Genomic DNA, 19220 nt, shown 5'->3' with positions numbered 1-19220 from the left:
CATCATGTCACAAGTTACTCAAAATAAAGTGGTCACCGCACCGGTGCCAATGACGCCGATGCAGGAGTTCTGGCACTACTTCAAGCGCAACAAAGGCGCGGTCGTCGGGCTGGTGTATGTTTCCATCATGATCCTGATTGCGGTGTTTGCGAACTTTCTTGCGCCGTATAACCCGGCTGATCAGTTCCGCGATGCGCTGCTGGCACCTCCTGCATGGCAGGACGGCGGAAGCCTGACGCACCTGCTGGGCACCGACGACGTGGGCCGCGATGTGCTGTCGCGCCTGATGTACGGCGCACGCCTGTCGCTGCTGGTTGGCTGCCTCGTTGTCGTACTGTCGCTGATCATGGGGATCGTACTCGGCCTGGTGGCAGGCTACTTCGGTGGCATTGTTGATAACATCATCATGCGCGTCGTCGACATTATGCTGGCATTGCCAAGCCTGCTGCTGGCGCTGGTGCTGGTGGCGATCTTTGGTCCGTCGATTGGTAACGCCGCGCTTGCGCTGACGTTTGTTGCGCTACCGCATTACGTGCGTCTGACCCGTGCGGCGGTGCTGGTGGAAGTGAACCGCGACTACGTTACCGCCTCTCGCGTGGCGGGTGCCGGTGCTATGCGTCAGATGTTTATCAATATCTTCCCAAACTGCCTTGCGCCGCTGATTGTTCAGGCGTCGCTCGGTTTCTCTAACGCCATTCTTGATATGGCCGCTCTTGGCTTCCTTGGCATGGGTGCGCAGCCGCCAACACCGGAGTGGGGCACCATGCTCTCCGACGTGTTGCAGTTCGCGCAAAGCGCCTGGTGGGTCGTCACCTTCCCGGGTCTGGCGATTCTGCTGACGGTGCTGGCATTTAACCTGATGGGTGACGGTCTGCGTGATGCACTTGATCCCAAACTGAAGCAGTAAGAGGCACGAGATGGCGTTATTAAATGTAGATAAATTATCCGTGCACTTTGGCGACGAAGGCACACCGTTTCGCGCCGTGGACTGCATCAGCTACAGCGTTAATCAGGGCGAAGTGGTCGGGATTGTAGGAGAGTCGGGCTCCGGTAAGTCAGTGAGTTCGCTGGCGATTATGGGGCTGATTGACTACCCCGGCCGCGTGATGGCGGAAAATCTGGAGTTCAACGGTCAGGATCTGAAACGCATTTCCGAAAAACAGCGCCGCCAGCTGGTGGGCGCGGAAGTGGCGATGATCTTCCAGGACCCCATGACCAGCCTGAACCCATGCTACACCGTCGGTTTCCAGATTATGGAAGCCATTAAGGTGCATCAGGGCGGCAACAAGAAAACCCGTCGTCAGCGTGCTATCGATCTGCTGAACCTGGTGGGGATACCTGACCCAGCATCGCGTCTGGACGTTTACCCGCATCAGCTTTCCGGCGGCATGAGCCAGCGCGTGATGATCGCCATGGCGATTGCCTGTCGACCAAAACTGCTGATTGCGGATGAACCAACTACCGCGCTGGACGTAACCATCCAGGCGCAAATCATCGAGCTGCTGCTGGAGTTGCAGCAAAAAGAGAATATGGCGCTGGTGCTGATTACGCACGACCTGGCGCTGGTGGCGGAAGCGGCACACAAAATCATCGTGATGTACGCGGGTCAGGTGGTGGAGACCGGAAGTTCGCATGATATCTTCCGCGCGCCGCGTCACCCGTATACGCAGGCGTTACTGCGCGCGCTGCCGGAGTTTGCCCAGGACAAAGCGCGTCTGGCGTCACTGCCGGGTGTGGTTCCGGGTAAATATGACCGTCCGCAGGGCTGCCTGCTGAATCCGCGCTGCCCGTATGCGACGGATAAATGCCGCGCCGAGGAGCCAGAGCTGAATCTGCTGGCCGATGGTCGGCAGTCAAAATGCCACTACCCACTCGATGATGCCGGGAGGCCAACACTATGAGTACGCACGAGGCCACCACGCAACAGCCGCTGTTGCAGGCTATCGACCTGAAAAAACATTACCCGGTGAAGAAGGGGATTTTTGCCCCCGAGCGCCTGGTAAAAGCGCTGGACGGCGTCTCCTTCAGCCTTGAACGCGGTAAAACGCTGGCGGTCGTAGGGGAGTCGGGCTGTGGGAAATCCACGCTGGGCCGTCTGCTGACGATGATCGAAACGCCAACCGGCGGCGAGCTTTACTATCAGGGCCAGGATCTGCTCAAGCACGATCCGCAGGCGCAGAAGCTGCGTCGTCAAAAAATCCAGATTGTGTTCCAGAACCCGTACGGTTCTTTAAACCCGCGTAAAAAAGTGGGGCAGATTCTGGAAGAGCCGCTGCTGATTAACAGCAATCTGAGCAAAGAGCAGCGTCGTGAAAAAGCGCTGGCGATGATGGCGAAGGTGGGGCTTAAAACCGAGCATTACGATCGTTACCCGCATATGTTCTCTGGCGGTCAGCGTCAGCGTATTGCCATCGCCCGTGGGCTGATGCTTGACCCGGACGTGGTGATTGCCGATGAGCCGGTCTCAGCGCTTGACGTGTCCGTTCGCGCGCAGGTGCTTAACCTGATGATGGATTTACAGCAGGATCTGGGACTGTCGTACGTCTTCATCTCCCATGACCTGTCCGTGGTTGAGCACATTGCCGATGAGGTGATGGTGATGTATCTGGGACGCTGCGTGGAGAAGGGGACGAAAGATCAGATCTTTACTAACCCGCGTCATCCGTATACGCAGGCGCTGCTGTCTGCAACGCCGAGACTGAACCCGGATGACCGCCGGGAGCGCATTAAGCTGACCGGCGAGTTGCCAAGCCCGCTTAACCCACCGCCGGGATGTGCGTTCAACGCCCGCTGCCGTCGCCGCTTCGGTCCGTGCACGCAGTTGCAGCCACAGCTGAAGGATTATGGCGGACAGCTGGTGGCCTGCTTCGCGGTCGATCAGGATGAAAACGGCGAAAAGCCGCAGGCATAAATAAAAAAACCGGCGCTAAGCCGGTTTTTTTACGTCTGAGATCTATTTCCGTAAACGAATCTGGTCGACGGCGTGTTTCTCACTCTTGGTGAGGATCAGGCTTGCGCGTTCGCGCGTCGGCAGGATGTTCTCTTTGAGGTTGACGTAGTTGATCTCATTCCACAGCCCGGTCGCCACGCTGATAGCCTCTTCTTCAGAGAGCTGGGCGTAGTTGTGGAAGTAGGAATCCGGGTCGGTGAACGCCCCTTCGCGGAACTTCAGGAAGCGGTTGATATACCAGCGTTGCAGCAAATCTTCCGGCGCATCGACATAAATTGAGAAATCGACAAAGTCAGAGACAAACACATGATGCGGATCGTGAGGATAATCCATCCCGCTTTGCAGGACGTTTAAGCCTTCCAGAATCAGGATGTCGGGCTGCACAACCGTTTTGTCGCCATCCGGGATGCGGTCGTAGATCAGATGCGAGTAAACCGGCGCGGTAACGTGAGGTACGCCCGATTTTAGATCTGAAACAAACTTTACCAGGCGGTGCATATCATAAGAGAGCGGGAAGCCCTTCTTTTTCATCAGGCCGCGTTCTTTCAACACCTCGTTGGGATGCAGGAAGCCGTCGGTGGTGATCAGCTCCACGCTGCGGTGTTCCGGCCAGCGGCTCAGCAGCGCCTGTAGCACGCGCGCGGTGGTACTTTTACCCACTGCCACGCTGCCCGCAATACTGATGATATAAGGAATACGTTGACCGTTCGTGCCGAGGAACTGTTCCAGTACGGCCTGACGACGCAAATTGGAGCTGATATAGAAGTTAAGCAAGCGAGAGAGGGGGAGATAGATTTCTGCCACCTCTTCCAGGGAGAGATCTTCGTTTATCCCTTTTAGCCGTGCGATTTCACCTTCCGTCAGTGTCATAGGGACGGAGTCACGCAGGGCTGCCCACTGGCTACGGTTAAACTGAAGATAGGGCGTCATTAACGTTTGCTCTTTTTTGCTCATAAGCATGCTTCTGTGAACCATCACGAAACGGCGGGTGCGGGCTCATCACATAGTTAATTTTGGACAATGGGCAGGAGGTTAACACCAGATGAGAGGAATAATAAGAAAAAATATGGGAAAGCGATGCTTAACCGGGCAGGCATCACCTGGGGCTATAGCGTGCCGAAATCAGGCGTTCATGTTGAATTTTTAACCGTGAGCGGATGAATTTACAGCGGTTAGCCCTGGTTTCGAATAAAATGTGAGCGAAAGAACGTTTTATGCAATTTTTTAGTTGCATGACTGCGCAGGTCTCCATAGAATGCGCGCTACTTGATGCCGACTTAGCTCAGTAGGTAGAGCAACTGACTTGTAATCAGTAGGTCACCAGTTCGATTCCGGTAGTCGGCACCATCAAGTCCGGTGGGGTTCCCGAGCGGCCAAAGGGAGCAGACTGTAAATCTGCCGTCACAGACTTCGAAGGTTCGAATCCTTCCCCCACCACCACTTTCTGGCAGCGACAACGCCGCCGGAGCTGGTTGGAAAAATTGACCAGCTCGAACAGAAAAGAGAGAAATCTCTTTTTTTGTTACAGAAAGAACTGGGTAGCCGAGTTTCAGGATGCGGGCATCGTATAATGGCTATTACCTCAGCCTTCCAAGCTGATGATGCGGGTTCGATTCCCGCTGCCCGCTCCAATACGTGCTGATATGGCTCAGTTGGTAGAGCGCACCCTTGGTAAGGGTGAGGTCCCCAGTTCGACTCTGGGTATCAGCACCACTTCACTTCTCCCTCCCTTTCTCTCTGTTTCAATGTAAATGTATTCAACAGTTCAGGCATTTTCGCCTGGTTGATGTGGTGATATCACCGATTTATCCGTGTCTTAGAGGGACAATCGATGTCTAAAGAAAAGTTTGAACGTACAAAACCGCACGTTAACGTCGGTACTATCGGCCACGTTGACCATGGTAAAACAACGCTGACCGCTGCAATCACTACCGTACTGGCTAAAACCTACGGCGGTGCTGCTCGTGCTTTCGACCAGATCGATAACGCACCAGAAGAAAAAGCTCGACCGTACTGGCTAAAACCTACGGCGGTGCTGCTCGTGCTTTCGACCAGATCGATAACGCACCAGAAGAAAAAGCTCGTGGTATCACCATCAACACCTCTCACGTTGAGTATGACACCCCGACTCGCCACTACGCACACGTAGACTGCCCAGGCCACGCCGACTATGTTAAAAACATGATCACCGGTGCTGCGCAGATGGACGGCGCGATCCTGGTTGTTGCTGCGACTGACGGCCCTATGCCTCAGACTCGTGAGCACATCCTGCTGGGTCGTCAGGTAGGCGTTCCTTACATCATCGTGTTCCTGAACAAATGCGACATGGTTGATGACGAAGAGCTGCTGGAACTGGTAGAGATGGAAGTTCGTGAACTGCTGTCTCAGTACGATTTCCCAGGCGACGACACTCCAATCGTTCGTGGTTCCGCGCTGAAAGCGCTGGAAGGCGACGCAGAGTGGGAAGCGAAAATCATCGAACTGGCTGGCTACCTGGATTCTTACATCCCAGAACCAGAGCGTGCGATTGACAAGCCATTCCTGCTGCCAATCGAAGACGTATTCTCCATCTCCGGTCGTGGTACCGTTGTTACCGGTCGTGTAGAGCGCGGTATCATCAAAGTGGGTGAAGAAGTTGAAATCGTTGGTATCAAAGAGACTGCGAAGTCTACCTGTACTGGCGTTGAAATGTTCCGCAAACTGCTGGACGAAGGCCGTGCTGGTGAGAACGTTGGTGTTCTGCTGCGTGGTATCAAACGTGAAGAAATCGAACGTGGTCAGGTTCTGGCGAAGCCAGGCTCAATCAAGCCACACACCAAGTTCGAATCTGAAGTGTACATTCTGTCCAAAGACGAAGGCGGCCGTCATACTCCGTTCTTCAAAGGCTACCGTCCACAGTTCTACTTCCGTACAACTGACGTGACCGGTACCATCGAACTGCCAGAAGGCGTAGAGATGGTAATGCCAGGCGACAACATCAAGATGGTTGTGACGCTGATCCACCCAATCGCGATGGACGACGGTCTGCGTTTCGCAATCCGTGAAGGCGGCCGTACCGTTGGCGCGGGCGTTGTTGCTAAAGTTCTGCGATGGACGACGGTCTGCGTTTCGCAATCCGTGAAGGCGGCCGTACCGTTGGCGCGGGCGTTGTTGCTAAAGTTCTCGGCTAATCGCTGATAACATTTGACGCAATGCGCAATAAAAGGGCATCATTTGATGCCCTTTTTGCACGCTTTCACATCAGAACCTGGCTCATCAGTGATTAATTTTGTCATAATCATTGCTGAGACAGGCTCTGCGGAGAGCGTATAATACGAAAAGCGAATAGCATTTCGATTGGTTTGCCTCGCACACGCGGGGTGAAAATGTTTGTAGAATACTTCTGACAGGTTGGTTTATGAGTGCGAATACCGAAGCTCAAGGGAGCGGGCGCGGCCTGGAAGCGATGAAATGGGTAGTTGTAGCCGTGCTGCTGATTGTGGCGATTGTCGGCAACTATCTTTATCGTGACATGATGCTGCCGCTACGCGCGCTTGCAGTGGTAATTCTGATTGCTGCGGCGGGTGGTGTCGCGCTGTTGACGACGAAAGGCAAAGCGACCGTTGCGTTTGCCCGCGAAGCGCGTACCGAAGTCCGCAAGGTCATTTGGCCGACTCGCCAGGAAACATTGCACACCACGCTGATTGTAGCGGCGGTAACCGCTGTAATGTCACTGATCCTGTGGGGACTGGATGGTATTCTGGTTCGCCTGGTATCCTTTATCACTGGCCTGAGGTTCTGAGATGTCTGAAGCCCCTAAAAAGCGCTGGTACGTCGTTCAGGCGTTTTCCGGTTTTGAAGGCCGCGTAGCTACGTCGCTGCGTGAGCATATCAAATTACACAATATGGAAGAGTTATTTGGCGAAGTTATGGTTCCGACCGAAGAAGTGGTTGAGATCCGTGGCGGCCAACGTCGCAAAAGCGAGCGTAAATTCTTCCCGGGTTACGTGCTGGTTCAGATGGTGATGAACGACGCGAGCTGGCACCTGGTGCGCAGCGTACCACGCGTGATGGGCTTTATCGGCGGCACATCTGACCGTCCGGCGCCAATCAGCGACAAAGAAGTTGATGCGATTATGAACCGCCTCCAGCAGGTTGGTGATAAACCGCGTCCGAAAACGCTGTTTGAACCGGGTGAGATGGTTCGTGTTAACGACGGTCCGTTTGCTGACTTCAATGGCGTCGTCGAAGAAGTGGACTACGAGAAGTCCCGCCTGAAAGTTTCCGTTTCTATCTTTGGTCGTGCGACCCCGGTAGAGCTGGACTTTGCTCAGGTAGAAAAAGCCTAAGCAGCGATCAAAAAAGCGACGATTTAATCGTTGCACAGGGCGCGAGATTGGAATACAATTTCGCGCCTTTTGTTTTTATGGGCCCCGGCCCGTAAAACGAATTTTATTCACGGGGAGCCTCTCCGAGGCGTTATTACCCAATCAGAGGATTTTAGAATGGCTAAGAAAGTACAAGCCTACGTCAAGCTGCAGGTTGCAGCAGGTATGGCGAACCCAAGTCCACCAGTTGGTCCAGCTCTGGGTCAGCAGGGTGTGAACATCATGGAATTCTGTAAAGCGTTCAACGCCAAAACTGAATCCATGGAAAAAGGTCTGCCAATCCCAGTTGTAATCACTGTTTACGCTGACCGTTCTTTCACTTTCGTTACCAAAACCCCTCCAGCAGCAGTTCTGCTGAAGAAAGCAGCGGGCATCAAGTCTGGTTCCGGTAAGCCGAACAAAGACAAAGTGGGTAAAATTTCCCGCGCTCAGTTGCAGGAAATCGCGCAGACCAAAGCTGCCGACATGACTGGTTCCGACATTGAAGCGATGACTCGCTCCATCGAAGGTACTGCACGTTCCATGGGCCTGGTAGTGGAGGACTAAGAAATGGCTAAACTGACCAAGCGCATGTCCGTGATCCGTGACAAAGTTGATGCGACCAAACAGTACGACATCAACGAAGCTATCGCTCTGCTGAAAGAACTGGCAACTGCTAAGTTCGTTGAAAGCGTTGACGTTGCCGTTAACCTGGGCATCGACGCTCGTAAATCCGATCAGAACGTTCGTGGCGCAACTGTACTGCCACACGGTACTGGCCGTTCCGTACGCGTAGCTGTATTTGCTCAGGGTGCAAACGCTGAAGCTGCTAAAGCTGCCGGCGCTGAACTGGTAGGTATGGAAGATCTGGCTGATCAGATCAAGAAAGGCGAAATGAACTTTGACGTTGTTATTGCTTCTCCAGATGCAATGCGCGTTGTTGGCCAGCTGGGCCAGGTTCTGGGTCCACGCGGCCTGATGCCAAACCCGAAAGTGGGTACTGTAACGCCTAACGTTGCTGAAGCAGTTAAGAACGCTAAAGCAGGTCAGGTTCGTTACCGTAACGACAAAAACGGCATCATCCACACCACCATCGGTAAAGTGGACTTTGACGCTGACAAACTGAAAGAAAACCTGGAAGCTCTGCTGGTTGCGCTGAAAAAAGCAAAACCAACTCAGGCGAAAGGCGTGTACATCAAGAAAGTTAGCATCTCCACCACCATGGGTGCAGGTGTTGCAGTTGACCAGGCTGGCCTGAGCGCTGCTGCAAACTAATGCCTTTACGTGGGCGGTGATTTTGTCTACAATCTTACCCCCACGTTTGCTAACAAAAGTTAGCGGCTAAAAGAATTGTTCGTTGGAGCCTGGCCTATCCAGGCCTCCGTCGAAGACCGCAGGTGTTTCGCAAGAAACTTAATCCCCTGCGTAGACGGTGACAGAACGCTAAGATTATTTTAAATACTCTGGCTTGTTTCTGCTCACCGTATTAAGACGCTCTTCCCGTTGGGTCGAGTGAAGTGAGTTCCGGAACATGAGTTCCGGCAAACATCCAGGAGCAAAGCTAATGGCTTTAAATCTTCAAGACAAACAAGCGATTGTTGCTGAAGTCAGCGAAGTAGCCAAAGGCGCGCTGTCTGCAGTAGTTGCGGATTCCCGTGGCGTTACTGTAGACAAAATGACTGAACTGCGTAAAGCAGGTCGTGAAGCTGGCGTATACATGCGTGTTGTTCGTAACACCCTGCTGCGTCGCGTAGTTGAAGGTACTCAGTTCGAGTGCCTGAAAGACACGTTTGTTGGTCCGACCCTGATTGCATACTCTATGGAACACCCGGGCGCTGCTGCTCGTCTGTTCAAAGAGTTCGCGAAAGCGAATGCAAAATTTGAGGTCAAAGCTGCAGCCTTTGAAGGTGAGTTGATCCCGGCATCGCAAATCGATCGCCTGGCAACCCTGCCGACCTACGAAGAAGCAATTGCACGCCTGATGGCAACCATGAAAGAAGCTGCGGCTGGCAAACTGGTTCGCACTCTGGCTGCTGTACGCGATGCGAAAGAAGCTGCTTAATCGCAGTTATCTTTATAAAGCATTTGCTTACGTATAAACTTATTCTGATTTTCAGGAACAATTTAAATGTCTATCACTAAAGATCAAATCATTGAAGCAGTAGCAGCTATGTCCGTAATGGACGTTGTAGAGCTGGTTTCTGCAATGGAAGAAAAATTCGGTGTTTCTGCTGCTGCTGCTGTAGCTGTAGCTGCGGGCCCGGCTGAAGCTGCTGAAGAAAAAACTGAATTCGACGTAATTCTGAAAGCTGCTGGCGCGAACAAAGTTGCTGTAATCAAAGCAGTACGTGGCGCAACTGGCCTGGGTCTGAAAGAAGCTAAAGACCTGGTAGAATCTGCTCCAGCTGCGCTGAAAGAAGGCGTGAGCAAAGACGACGCAGAAGCACTGAAAAAATCTCTGGAAGAAGCTGGCGCTGAAGTTGAAGTTAAATAAGCCAACTTTTCTGGTTGCAGCCTAAGTAATTAGGCTGATGGCTGGTGACTTTTTAGTCACCAGCCTTTTTGCGCTGTAAGGCATCAGCAGCATTTCACACTGTTTGACTGCTGGTTGTCCTGACAATGCTTGTTTCTATCGACGACTTAATATACTGCGACAGGGTGCTCGCTCTGTGTAAATCGCAATGAAATGGTTTAAGCGTGATAGCAACAGGTATTGCGGAAAGTATTCAATTTTCCGGTCCACAAAATGGTGTTGCACAAACTGTCCCTTCGTCGGACAGATGGGTCGACTTGTCAGCGAGCTGAGGAACCCTATGGTTTACTCCTATACCGAGAAAAAACGTATTCGTAAGGATTTTGGTAAACGTCCACAAGTTCTGGACATTCCATATCTCCTTTCTATCCAGCTTGACTCGTTCCAGAAGTTTATCGAGCAAGATCCTGAAGGGCAGTACGGCCTGGAAGCAGCCTTCCGTTCCGTGTTCCCGATTCAGAGCTACAGCGGTAATTCCGAGCTGCAGTACGTCAGCTACCGCCTTGGCGAACCGGTGTTTGACGTTCAGGAATGTCAGATCCGTGGCGTGACCTATTCCGCACCGCTGCGCGTAAAACTGCGTCTGGTGATCTACGAGCGCGAAGCGCCGGAAGGCACCGTAAAAGACATTAAAGAACAAGAAGTCTACATGGGTGAAATTCCACTCATGACGGACAACGGTACTTTCGTTATCAACGGTACTGAGCGTGTTATCGTTTCCCAGCTGCACCGTAGCCCGGGCGTCTTCTTCGACAGCGATAAAGGTAAAACGCACTCTTCCGGTAAAGTACTGTATAACGCACGCATCATTCCTTACCGTGGTTCATGGCTGGACTTCGAATTCGATCCAAAAGACAACCTGTTTGTCCGTATCGACCGTCGTCGTAAGCTGCCTGCAACCATCATTCTGCGTGCACTGAACTATACCACTGAGCAGATCCTGGACCTGTTCTTTGAGAAAGTGATCTTTGAAATCCGCGACAACAAGTTGCAGATGGAGTTGGTGCCGGAACGTCTGCGTGGTGAGACCGCGTCGTTCGACATCGAAGCCGACGGCAAAGTGTATGTGGAAAAAGGTCGCCGTATCACCGCGCGCCACATCCGCCAGCTGGAAAAAGATGATATCAAACACATCGAAGTTCCGGTTGAATACATTGCAGGAAAAGTAGCCGCGAAAGATTACGTTGATGAATCAACTGGCGAGCTGATCTGCCCGGCGAACATGGAGCTGAGCCTGGATCTGCTGGCTAAGCTGAGCCAGGCTGGCCACAAACGTATCGAAACGCTGTTCACCAACGATCTGGACCACGGTCCGTACATCTCTGAGACTGTACGCGTCGACCCAACCAACGATCGTCTGAGCGCGCTGGTCGAAATCTACCGCATGATGCGTCCTGGTGAGCCACCAACTCGCGAAGCGGCTGAAAGCCTGTTCGAGAACCTGTTCTTCTCCGAAGACCGCTACGATCTGTCCGCGGTTGGTCGTATGAAGTTCAACCGTTCTCTGCTGCGCGACGAGATCGAAGGTTCCGGTATCCTGAGCAAAGACGACATCATTGAAGTGATGAAGAAGCTCATCGATATCCGTAACGGTAAAGGCGAAGTGGACGATATCGACCACCTCGGCAACCGTCGTATCCGTTCCGTAGGCGAAATGGCGGAAAACCAGTTCCGCGTTGGCCTGGTACGTGTAGAGCGTGCGGTGAAAGAGCGTCTGTCTCTGGGCGATCTGGATACCCTGATGCCTCAGGATATGATTAACGCGAAGCCGATTTCTGCGGCAGTGAAAGAGTTCTTCGGTTCCAGCCAGCTGTCTCAGTTCATGGACCAGAACAACCCGCTGTCTGAGATCACGCACAAACGTCGTATCTCCGCACTCGGCCCAGGCGGTCTGACCCGTGAACGCGCAGGCTTTGAAGTTCGAGACGTACACCCGACTCACTACGGTCGCGTATGTCCAATCGAAACGCCTGAAGGTCCAAACATCGGTCTGATCAACTCCCTGTCCGTGTACGCACAGACGAACGAATACGGTTTCCTCGAGACCCCGTATCGTAAAGTGACCGACGGTGTTGTTACTGACGAAATTCATTACCTGTCTGCTATCGAAGAAGGCAACTACGTTATCGCTCAGGCGAACTCCAACCTGGATGACGAAGGCCACTTTGTAGAAGATCTGGTTACCTGCCGTAGCAAAGGCGAATCCAGCTTGTTCAGCCGCGACCAGGTTGACTACATGGACGTATCCACCCAGCAGGTGGTATCCGTCGGTGCGTCCCTGATCCCGTTCCTGGAACACGATGACGCCAACCGTGCATTGATGGGTGCGAACATGCAACGTCAGGCCGTTCCAACTCTGCGTGCTGATAAGCCGCTGGTTGGTACCGGTATGGAACGTGCTGTTGCCGTTGACTCTGGTGTTACAGCAGTTGCTAAGCGTGGCGGTACCGTTCAGTACGTTGACGCATCCCGTATCGTTATCAAAGTTAACGAAGACGAGATGTATCCGGGCGAAGCGGGTATCGACATCTACAACCTGACCAAATACACCCGTTCTAACCAGAACACCTGTATCAACCAGATGCCATGTGTGTCTCTGGGTGAGCCAGTTGAGCGCGGCGACGTGCTGGCAGACGGTCCGTCCACCGACCTCGGTGAACTGGCGCTCGGTCAGAACATGCGCGTAGCGTTCATGCCGTGGAACGGTTACAACTTCGAAGACTCCATCCTCGTCTCCGAGCGTGTGGTTCAGGAAGATCGTTTCACCACCATCCACATTCAGGAACTGGCATGTGTGTCCCGTGACACCAAGCTGGGGCCAGAAGAGATCACCGCTGACATCCCGAACGTGGGTGAAGCTGCGCTCTCTAAACTGGATGAATCCGGTATTGTTTACATCGGCGCGGAAGTGACCGGCGGTGACATTCTGGTTGGTAAGGTCACGCCGAAAGGCGAAACCCAGCTGACGCCAGAAGAGAAACTGCTGCGTGCTATCTTCGGTGAGAAAGCGTCTGACGTTAAAGACTCTTCTCTGCGCGTACCAAACGGTGTTTCCGGTACGGTTATCGACGTTCAGGTCTTCACCCGTGACGGCGTTGAGAAAGATAAGCGTGCGCTGGAAATCGAAGAGATGCAGCTCAAACAGGCTAAGAAAGACCTGTCTGAAGAACTGCAAATCCTCGAAGCAGGTCTGTTCAGCCGTATCTATGCGGTGCTGGTTGCCGGTGGCGTTGAAGCTGAGAAGCTCGACAAACTGCCACGCGATCGCTGGCTGGAACTGGGCCTGACCGACGAAGAGAAACAGAATCAGCTGGAACAGCTGGCTGAGCAGTATGACGAACTGAAACACGAGTTCGAGAAAAAACTCGAAGCGAAACGCCGCAAAATCACTCAGGGCGACGATCTGGCACCAGGCGTGCTGAAGATTGTTAAGGTGTATCTGGCTGTTAAACGTCAGATCCAGCCTGGTGATAAGATGGCAGGTCGTCACGGTAACAAGGGTGTTATCTCTAAGATCAACCCGATCGAAGATATGCCGCACGATGCTAACGGTACGCCGGTAGATATCGTACTGAACCCACTGGGCGTACCGTCTCGTATGAACATCGGTCAGATTCTGGAAACCCACCTGGGTATGGCTGCGAAAGGTATCGGCGATAAGATCAACGCCATGCTGAAACAGCAGCAGGAAGTCGCGAAACTGCGCGAGTTCATCCAGCGTGCCTACGATCTGGGTACCGACGTTCGTCAGAAAGTCGACCTGAACACCTTCAGCGATGAAGAAGTGCTGCGTCTGGCAGAGAACCTGCGCAAAGGTATGCCAATTGCAACGCCGGTATTCGACGGTGCAAAAGAAGCTGAAATTAAAGAGCTGCTGCAACTGGGTGGTCTGCCAACGTCTGGTCAGATTACGCTGTTTGACGGCCGTACCGGTGAACAGTTCGAGCGTCCGGTAACCGTAGGTTACATGTACATGCTGAAACTGAACCACCTGGTCGACGACAAGATGCACGCTCGTTCTACCGGTTCTTACAGCCTGGTTACTCAGCAGCCGCTGGGTGGTAAGGCTCAGTTCGGTGGTCAGCGCTTCGGGGAGATGGAAGTGTGGGCGCTGGAAGCATACGGCGCAGCATACACCTTGCAGGAAATGCTCACCGTTAAGTCTGATGACGTGAACGGTCGTACTAAGATGTATAAGAACATCGTAGACGGCAACCATCAGATGGAACCGGGCATGCCAGAATCCTTCAACGTACTGTTGAAAGAGATTCGTTCGCTGGGTATCAACATCGAACTGGAAGACGAGTAATTCTCGCTCAAACAGGTCACTGCTGTCGGGTTAACGCCCGACAGCAGAGTGTGCTAACTCCGACGGGAGCAAATCCGTGAAAGACTTATTAAAGTTTCTGAAAGCGCAAACTAAAACCGAAGAGTTTGATGCGATCAAAATTGCTCTGGCTTCGCCAGACATGATCCGTTCATGGTCTTTCGGTGAAGTTAAAAAGCCGGAAACCATTAACTACCGTACGTTCAAACCTGAGCGTGACGGCCTTTTCTGTGCGCGTATTTTCGGGCCAGTAAAAGATTACGAGTGCCTGTGCGGTAAGTACAAGCGCCTGAAACACCGTGGTGTGATCTGTGAGAAGTGCGGCGTTGAAGTGACCCAGACCAAAGTACGCCGTGAGCGTATGGGCCACATCGAGCTGGCGTCTCCGACCGCTCACATCTGGTTCCTGAAATCTCTGCCGTCCCGTATCGGTCTGCTGCTGGATATGCCGCTGCGCGATATCGAACGTGTTCTGTACTTCGAATCTTATGTGGTTATCGAAGGCGGGATGACCAATCTGGAACGTAACCAGATCCTGACCGAAGAACAGTATCTGGACGCGCTGGAAGAGTTCGGTGACGAATTCGACGCGAAGATGGGTGCGGAAGCTATCCAGGCCCTGCTGAAGAGCATGGATCTGGAGCAAGAGTGTGAAACTCTGCGCGAAGAGCTGAACGAAACCAACTCCGAAACCAAGCGTAAAAAGCTGACCAAGCGTATCAAACTGCTGGAAGCGTTCGTTCAGTCTGGTAACAAACCAGAGTGGATGATCCTGACCGTTCTGCCGGTTCTGCCGCCAGATCTGCGTCCGCTGGTTCCGCTGGATGGCGGTCGTTTCGCAACGTCGGATCTGAACGATCTGTACCGTCGCGTGATCAACCGTAACAACCGTCTGAAACGTCTGCTGGATCTGGCTGCGCCGGACATCATCGTACGCAACGAAAAACGTATGCTTCAGGAAGCAGTCGATGCCCTGTTGGATAACGGTCGTCGTGGTCGTGCGATCACCGGTTCTAACAAACGTCCTCTGAAATCTTTGGCCGACATGATCAAAGGTAAGCAGGGTCGTTTCCGTCAGAACCTGCTCGGTAAGCGTGTTGACTACTCCGGTCGTTCTGTAATCACCGTAGGTCCATACCTGCGTCTGCATCAGTGCGGTCTGCCGAAGAAAATGGCACTGGAGCTGTTCAAACCGTTCATCTACGGCAAGCTGGAACTGCGTGGCCTCGCCACCACCATCAAAGCCGCGAAGAAAATGGTTGAGCGTGAAGAAGCTGTCGTTTGGGATATCCTGGACGAAGTGATCCGCGAACACCCGGTACTGCTGAACCGTGCACCAACTCTGCACCGTCTGGGTATCCAGGCCTTTGAGCCAGTCCTGATCGAAGGTAAAGCGATCCAGCTGCACCCGCTGGTTTGTGCGGCCTATAACGCCGACTTCGATGGTGACCAGATGGCTGTTCACGTACCGCTGACGCTGGAAGCCCAGCTCGAAGCGCGTGCGCTGATGATGTCTACCAACAACATCCTGTCTCCAGCGAACGGTGAACCTATCATCGTTCCTTCTCAGGACGTTGTACTGGGTCTGTACTACATGACCCGTGACTGTGTTAACGCCAAAGGCGAAGGCATGGTGCTGACTGGCCCGAAAGAAGCTGAGCGTATTTATCGCGCTGGCCTGGCCTCTCTGCATGCGCGCGTTAAAGTGCGTATCACCGAATACGAAAAAGATGAAAACGGCGAGTTCGTTGCGCACACCAGCCTGAAAGACACGACCGTTGGCCGTGCCATTCTGTGGATGATCGTACCGAAAGGTCTGCCTTTCTCCATCGTCAACCAGGCGCTGGGCAAGAAAGCGATCTCCAAAATGCTGAACACCTGTTACCGCATTCTGGGTCTGAAGCCGACCGTTATCTTCGCTGACCAGACAATGTACACCGGCTTTGCTTATGCAGCGCGTTCAGGTGCATCTGTTGGTATCGATGACATGGTCATCCCAGAGAAGAAACACGAGATCATCTCTGAAGCGGAAGCTGAAGTTGCTGAGATCCAGGAGCAGTTCCAGTCTGGTCTGGTAACCGCAGGCGAACGTTACAACAAAGTTATCGATATCTGGGCTGCGGCGAACGATCGTGTATCTAAAGCGATGATGGATAACCTGCAAACCGAAACCGTGATTAACCGTGACGGCGTAGAAGAGCAGCAGGTCTCCTTCAACAGCATCTACATGATGGCCGACTCCGGTGCGCGTGGTTCTGCGGCACAGATTCGTCAGCTGGCAGGTATGCGTGGTCTGATGGCGAAGCCAGATGGCTCCATCATCGAAACGCCAATCACCGCGAACTTCCGTGAAGGTCTGAACGTACTCCAGTACTTCATCTCCACGCACGGTGCGCGTAAAGGTCTGGCGGATACCGCACTGAAAACGGCGAACTCCGGTTATCTGACGCGTCGTCTGGTTGACGTTGCGCAGGATCTGGTCGTCACCGAAGACGATTGTGGCACCCTCGAAGGTATCACCATGACCCCGGTTATCGAGGGTGGTGATGTTAAAGAGCCGCTGCGCGATCGCGTACTGGGTCGTGTGACCGCGGAAGACATTCTGAAGCCGGGCACCGCAGACATTCTGGTTCCACGCAACACCCTGCTGCACGAACAGTGGTGTGACCTGCTGGAAGCGAACTCTGTTGACTCCGTGAAAGTGCGTTCCGTTGTATCCTGTGACACCGACTTTGGTGTGTGTGCGCACTGCTACGGTCGTGACCTGGCGCGTGGCCACATCATCAACAAAGGTGAGGCTATCGGCGTTATCGCGGCACAGTCCATCGGTGAGCCGGGTACACAGCTGACGATGCGTACGTTCCACATCGGTGGTGCGGCATCTCGTGCGGCTGCTGAATCCAGCATCCAGGTGAAAAACAAAGGTAGCATCAAGCTCAGCAACGCGAAGTCGGTTGTGAACTCCAGCGGTAAACTGGTTATCACTTCCCGTAACACCGAGCTGAAGCTGATCGACGAATTCGGTCGTACCAAAGAGAGCTATAAAGTGCCTTACGGTGCGGTTATGGCGAAAGGTGATGGCGAGCAGGTTGCTGGCGGTGAAACCGTTGCAAACTGGGATCCACACACCATGCCGGTTATCACCGAAGTAAGTGGTTTCATCCGCTTCACTGACATGATCGACGGCCAGACCATTACTCGTCAGACCGACGAGCTGACCGGTCTGTCTTCTCTGGTGGTTCTGGATTCTGCTGAACGTACTACCGGCGGTAAAGATCTGCGTCCTGCACTGAAAATCGTTGATGCTCAGGGTAACGACGTTCTGATCCCTGGTACCGATATGCCTGCGCAGTACTTCCTGCCGGGTAAAGCGATTGTACAGCTGGAAGATGGCGTACAGATCAGCTCTGGTGACACCCTGGCGCGTATTCCTCAGGAATCCGGCGGTACCAAGGACATCACCGGTGGTCTGCCACGCGTTGCGGACCTGTTCGAAGCACGTCGTCCGAAAGAGCCTGCGATCCTGGCTGAAATCAGCGGTATCATCTCCTTCGGTAAAGAGACCAAAGGTAAGCGCCGCCTGGTTATTACGCCAGTAGATGGCAGCGAGCCGTACGAAGAGATGATTCCTAAGTGGCGTCAGCTCAACGTGTTCGAAGGTGAACGCGTAGAACGTGGTGACGTGGTTTCCGATGGTCCAGAAGCGCCGCACGACATCCTGCGTCTGCGTGGTGTGCATGCTGTTACCCGTTACATCGTTAACGAAGTACAGGACGTATACCGTCTGCAAGGCGTTAAGATTAACGATAAACACATTGAAGTTATCGTTCGTCAGATGCTGCGTAAAGCAACCATCGAAAACGCGGGCAGCTCCGACTTCCTGGAAGGCGAGCAGGTTGAATACTCACGCGTTAAGATCGCTAACCGCGATCTGGAAGCGAACGGCAAAATCGGTGCGACCTTCGCACGCGATCTGCTGGGTATCACCAAAGCGTCTCTGGCAACCGAGTCCTTCATCTCTGCTGCATCGTTCCAGGAAACCACTCGTGTCCTGACCGAAGCGGCTGTTGCAGGTAAACGTGATGAACTGCGCGGTCTGAAAGAGAACGTTATCGTGGGTCGTCTGATCCCGGCCGGTACCGGTTATGCGTACCACCAGGATCGTATGCGTCGTCGCGCAGCGGGCGAACTGCCAGCTGCACCGCAGGTGACTGCCGAAGATGCATCCGCGAGCCTTGCAGAACTGCTGAACGCAGGTCTGGGCGGTTCCGACAACGAGTAATCGTTGATGCCCGGTAGGTAAAATTACCGGGCATATGAATCACAGGTCGGGTAAGCGTAGCGCCACCCGACAATAAAAAACCCGCCTCGGCGGGTTTTTTTACATCTGTATGTCTTCAGTTCACTAACGGGATACGTCGATAAAGCTCAATCATATCGCCCGCCAGATCCTGAATAACCATCGCGTTCATCAGGTGATCCTGAGAGTGAACGGTGATCAGGTTAACCGGAAGTTTCCCGGTCCCTTCATCAAGACCGATAAGCTGCGTCTGGATCGTATGCGCATGTTTCACATATTCACGCGATTCTTCCATCGCTTTCTCGGCTTCATCAAAGTCGCCTTTTCGCGCCATCTGTAACGCCGTCAGGGCCGCGCTGCGCGCTGCGCCTGCGTTGACCAGCAGTTCCATAATCGTGGTTTCTAAGTCTTCCATTATGACTCCAGAAGTTTGAGCGCTTTTTCCAGTACGGCATCACCTTTCATCATGCCGTAATCCATCATGTCGATGACCGCAACCTTTTTTCCGAGCGGATCGGCCTGCGCCTGGAGTTTTGCCTGTTCGTATTTAACCTGTGGCCCCAGTAATACGATATCAGCCGTCGCGATGTTATCTTTAAACTCCGCGACCGGAACGGCTTTAATGGTTACTTCGACTCCTTTTTTCTGCGCGGCATCTTTCATACGTTGAACCAGCATGCTGGTTGACATTCCCGCTGCACAGCATAAAACGATGTTCTTCATAGTCAGCCTCGATCTACATGTGTTTATTGATAATTATCCCG

General features: G+C 53.2%; 15 protein-coding genes, 4 tRNA genes and 1 pseudogene. 17 read left to right on the top strand and 3 right to left on the bottom strand.

Features of this window, described 5'->3' with window-relative positions:
* Window positions 1-4 precede the first annotated feature (4 nt).
* From dppC to dppF, 3 genes are read left to right on the top strand one after another with little or no spacing between them, the layout of a single operon-like run.
* Window positions 5-907 (top strand): dipeptide ABC transporter permease DppC, encoded by a 903-nt coding sequence (gene dppC / locus H2Z33_RS06575; RefSeq protein ID WP_017383569.1) that lies wholly within the window; start codon window positions 5-7, stop codon window positions 905-907.
* Between the two features lie 10 nt (window positions 908-917).
* On the top strand, window positions 918-1901 hold the full coding sequence (gene dppD, locus H2Z33_RS06570) for a dipeptide ABC transporter ATP-binding protein (RefSeq protein ID WP_063134724.1): 984 nt from the start codon (window positions 918-920) through the stop codon (window positions 1899-1901).
* Entirely contained in the window at window positions 1898-2911 is a 1014-nt protein-coding gene (gene dppF / locus H2Z33_RS06565; RefSeq protein ID WP_017383568.1) for a dipeptide ABC transporter ATP-binding subunit DppF, read from the top strand. The genes dppD and dppF overlap by 4 nt, the downstream gene beginning before the upstream one ends.
* 42 nt (window positions 2912-2953) lie before the next feature.
* On the opposite strand, the gene coaA is transcribed toward dppF, so the two are convergent.
* Window positions 2954-3904, bottom strand: coding sequence for a type I pantothenate kinase (gene coaA, locus H2Z33_RS06560; RefSeq protein ID WP_015569977.1), 951 nt, complete (start codon window positions 3902-3904; stop codon window positions 2954-2956).
* Window positions 3905-4221: 317 nt separating this feature from the next.
* Between coaA and H2Z33_RS06555 the strand changes: the two genes are divergently transcribed.
* From H2Z33_RS06555 to rpoC, 14 genes and pseudogenes are all read left to right on the top strand, one after another.
* Window positions 4222-4297, top strand: a tRNA-Thr gene (locus H2Z33_RS06555).
* 8 nt (window positions 4298-4305) lie between these two features.
* Window positions 4306-4390: transfer RNA gene (locus H2Z33_RS06550), tRNA-Tyr, on the top strand.
* A 116-nt stretch (window positions 4391-4506) separates the two neighbouring features.
* Window positions 4507-4581 (top strand) — tRNA-Gly (locus H2Z33_RS06545).
* 6 nt (window positions 4582-4587) lie between these two features.
* Window positions 4588-4663: transfer RNA gene (locus H2Z33_RS06540), tRNA-Thr, on the top strand.
* 118 nt (window positions 4664-4781) lie between these two features.
* Window positions 4782-6037, top strand: a pseudogene (gene tuf / locus H2Z33_RS06535) (elongation factor Tu); the annotation flags it as partial.
* Between the two features lie 2 nt (window positions 6038-6039).
* Window positions 6040-6120 carry a hypothetical protein gene (locus H2Z33_RS23565; RefSeq protein WP_000340867.1) on the top strand — a complete coding sequence of 27 codons (81 nt, stop codon included), beginning with the start codon at window positions 6040-6042 and terminating at the stop codon, window positions 6118-6120.
* Between the two features lie 227 nt (window positions 6121-6347).
* Window positions 6348-6731, top strand: coding sequence for a preprotein translocase subunit SecE (secE, locus tag H2Z33_RS06525; protein ID WP_003862342.1), 384 nt, complete (start codon window positions 6348-6350; stop codon window positions 6729-6731).
* A gap of 1 nt (window position 6732) precedes the next feature.
* The gene (gene nusG / locus H2Z33_RS06520; protein WP_003862341.1) at window positions 6733-7278 is read left to right on the top strand and encodes a transcription termination/antitermination protein NusG; all 546 of its coding nucleotides are present in this window, start codon (window positions 6733-6735) and stop codon (window positions 7276-7278) included.
* Window positions 7279-7434: 156 nt separating this feature from the next.
* Window positions 7435-7863, top strand: a complete 429-nt coding sequence (gene rplK, locus H2Z33_RS06515) for a 50S ribosomal protein L11 (protein ID WP_003862340.1) — start codon at window positions 7435-7437, stop codon at window positions 7861-7863.
* Between the two features lie 3 nt (window positions 7864-7866).
* Window positions 7867-8571 carry a 50S ribosomal protein L1 gene (rplA, locus tag H2Z33_RS06510; RefSeq protein ID WP_006810530.1) on the top strand — a complete coding sequence of 235 codons (705 nt, stop codon included), beginning with the start codon at window positions 7867-7869 and terminating at the stop codon, window positions 8569-8571.
* A gap of 289 nt (window positions 8572-8860) precedes the next feature.
* Window positions 8861-9358: a 50S ribosomal protein L10 gene (rplJ, locus tag H2Z33_RS06505; RefSeq protein WP_003862338.1), complete on the top strand. Its 498-nt coding sequence runs from the start codon at window positions 8861-8863 to the stop codon at window positions 9356-9358.
* Between the two features lie 66 nt (window positions 9359-9424).
* A complete protein-coding gene (gene rplL / locus H2Z33_RS06500) occupies window positions 9425-9790 on the top strand; it encodes a 50S ribosomal protein L7/L12 (RefSeq protein WP_002445276.1) in 366 nt (121 codons plus the stop codon).
* Window positions 9791-10109: 319 nt separating this feature from the next.
* Window positions 10110-14138 (top strand): DNA-directed RNA polymerase subunit beta, encoded by a 4029-nt coding sequence (gene rpoB, locus H2Z33_RS06495; RefSeq protein ID WP_008503453.1) that lies wholly within the window; start codon window positions 10110-10112, stop codon window positions 14136-14138.
* A gap of 76 nt (window positions 14139-14214) precedes the next feature.
* The gene (gene rpoC / locus H2Z33_RS06490; protein WP_017384083.1) at window positions 14215-18438 is read left to right on the top strand and encodes a DNA-directed RNA polymerase subunit beta'; all 4224 of its coding nucleotides are present in this window, start codon (window positions 14215-14217) and stop codon (window positions 18436-18438) included.
* Window positions 18439-18553: 115 nt separating this feature from the next.
* Here the strand turns inward: rpoC and H2Z33_RS06485 are convergent, their stop codons facing one another.
* Window positions 18554-18871: a PTS lactose/cellobiose transporter subunit IIA gene (locus H2Z33_RS06485; protein ID WP_003862327.1), complete on the bottom strand. Its 318-nt coding sequence runs from the start codon at window positions 18869-18871 to the stop codon at window positions 18554-18556.
* Window positions 18871-19179, bottom strand: coding sequence for a PTS sugar transporter subunit IIB (locus tag H2Z33_RS06480; protein ID WP_010425948.1), 309 nt, complete (start codon window positions 19177-19179; stop codon window positions 18871-18873). Before H2Z33_RS06480 ends, H2Z33_RS06485 begins: the two co-directional genes overlap by 1 nt.
* Window positions 19180-19220 lie beyond the last annotated feature (41 nt).

Source organism: Enterobacter sp. YSU (assembly GCF_016082135.1).
GTDB classification, from domain to species: domain Bacteria; phylum Pseudomonadota; class Gammaproteobacteria; order Enterobacterales; family Enterobacteriaceae; genus Enterobacter; species Enterobacter hormaechei_C.
Note: the sequence above shows the minus strand (reverse complement) of the source record. Positions and strands in the feature narration are given on the sequence as shown.

Excerpts from the sequence above, each read along its gene's own strand:
- dppC (WP_017383569.1), top strand. The coding sequence starts at position 5 with ATGTCACAAGTTACTCAAAATAAAGTGGTCACCGCACCGGTGCCAATG.
- dppD (WP_063134724.1), top strand. The coding sequence starts at position 918 with ATGGCGTTATTAAATGTAGATAAATTATCCGTGCACTTTGGCGACGAA.
- dppF (WP_017383568.1), top strand. The coding sequence starts at position 1,898 with ATGAGTACGCACGAGGCCACCACGCAACAGCCGCTGTTGCAGGCTATC.
- coaA (WP_015569977.1), bottom strand. The coding sequence starts at position 3,904 with ATGAGCAAAAAAGAGCAAACGTTAATGACGCCCTATCTTCAGTTTAAC.
- H2Z33_RS23565 (WP_000340867.1), top strand. The coding sequence starts at position 6,040 with ATGGACGACGGTCTGCGTTTCGCAATCCGTGAAGGCGGCCGTACCGTT.
- secE (WP_003862342.1), top strand. The coding sequence starts at position 6,348 with ATGAGTGCGAATACCGAAGCTCAAGGGAGCGGGCGCGGCCTGGAAGCG.
- nusG (WP_003862341.1), top strand. The coding sequence starts at position 6,733 with ATGTCTGAAGCCCCTAAAAAGCGCTGGTACGTCGTTCAGGCGTTTTCC.
- rplK (WP_003862340.1), top strand. The coding sequence starts at position 7,435 with ATGGCTAAGAAAGTACAAGCCTACGTCAAGCTGCAGGTTGCAGCAGGT.
- rplA (WP_006810530.1), top strand. The coding sequence starts at position 7,867 with ATGGCTAAACTGACCAAGCGCATGTCCGTGATCCGTGACAAAGTTGAT.
- rplJ (WP_003862338.1), top strand. The coding sequence starts at position 8,861 with ATGGCTTTAAATCTTCAAGACAAACAAGCGATTGTTGCTGAAGTCAGC.
- rplL (WP_002445276.1), top strand. The coding sequence starts at position 9,425 with ATGTCTATCACTAAAGATCAAATCATTGAAGCAGTAGCAGCTATGTCC.
- rpoB (WP_008503453.1), top strand. The coding sequence starts at position 10,110 with ATGGTTTACTCCTATACCGAGAAAAAACGTATTCGTAAGGATTTTGGT.
- H2Z33_RS06485 (WP_003862327.1), bottom strand. The coding sequence starts at position 18,871 with ATGGAAGACTTAGAAACCACGATTATGGAACTGCTGGTCAACGCAGGC.
- H2Z33_RS06480 (WP_010425948.1), bottom strand. The coding sequence starts at position 19,179 with ATGAAGAACATCGTTTTATGCTGTGCAGCGGGAATGTCAACCAGCATG.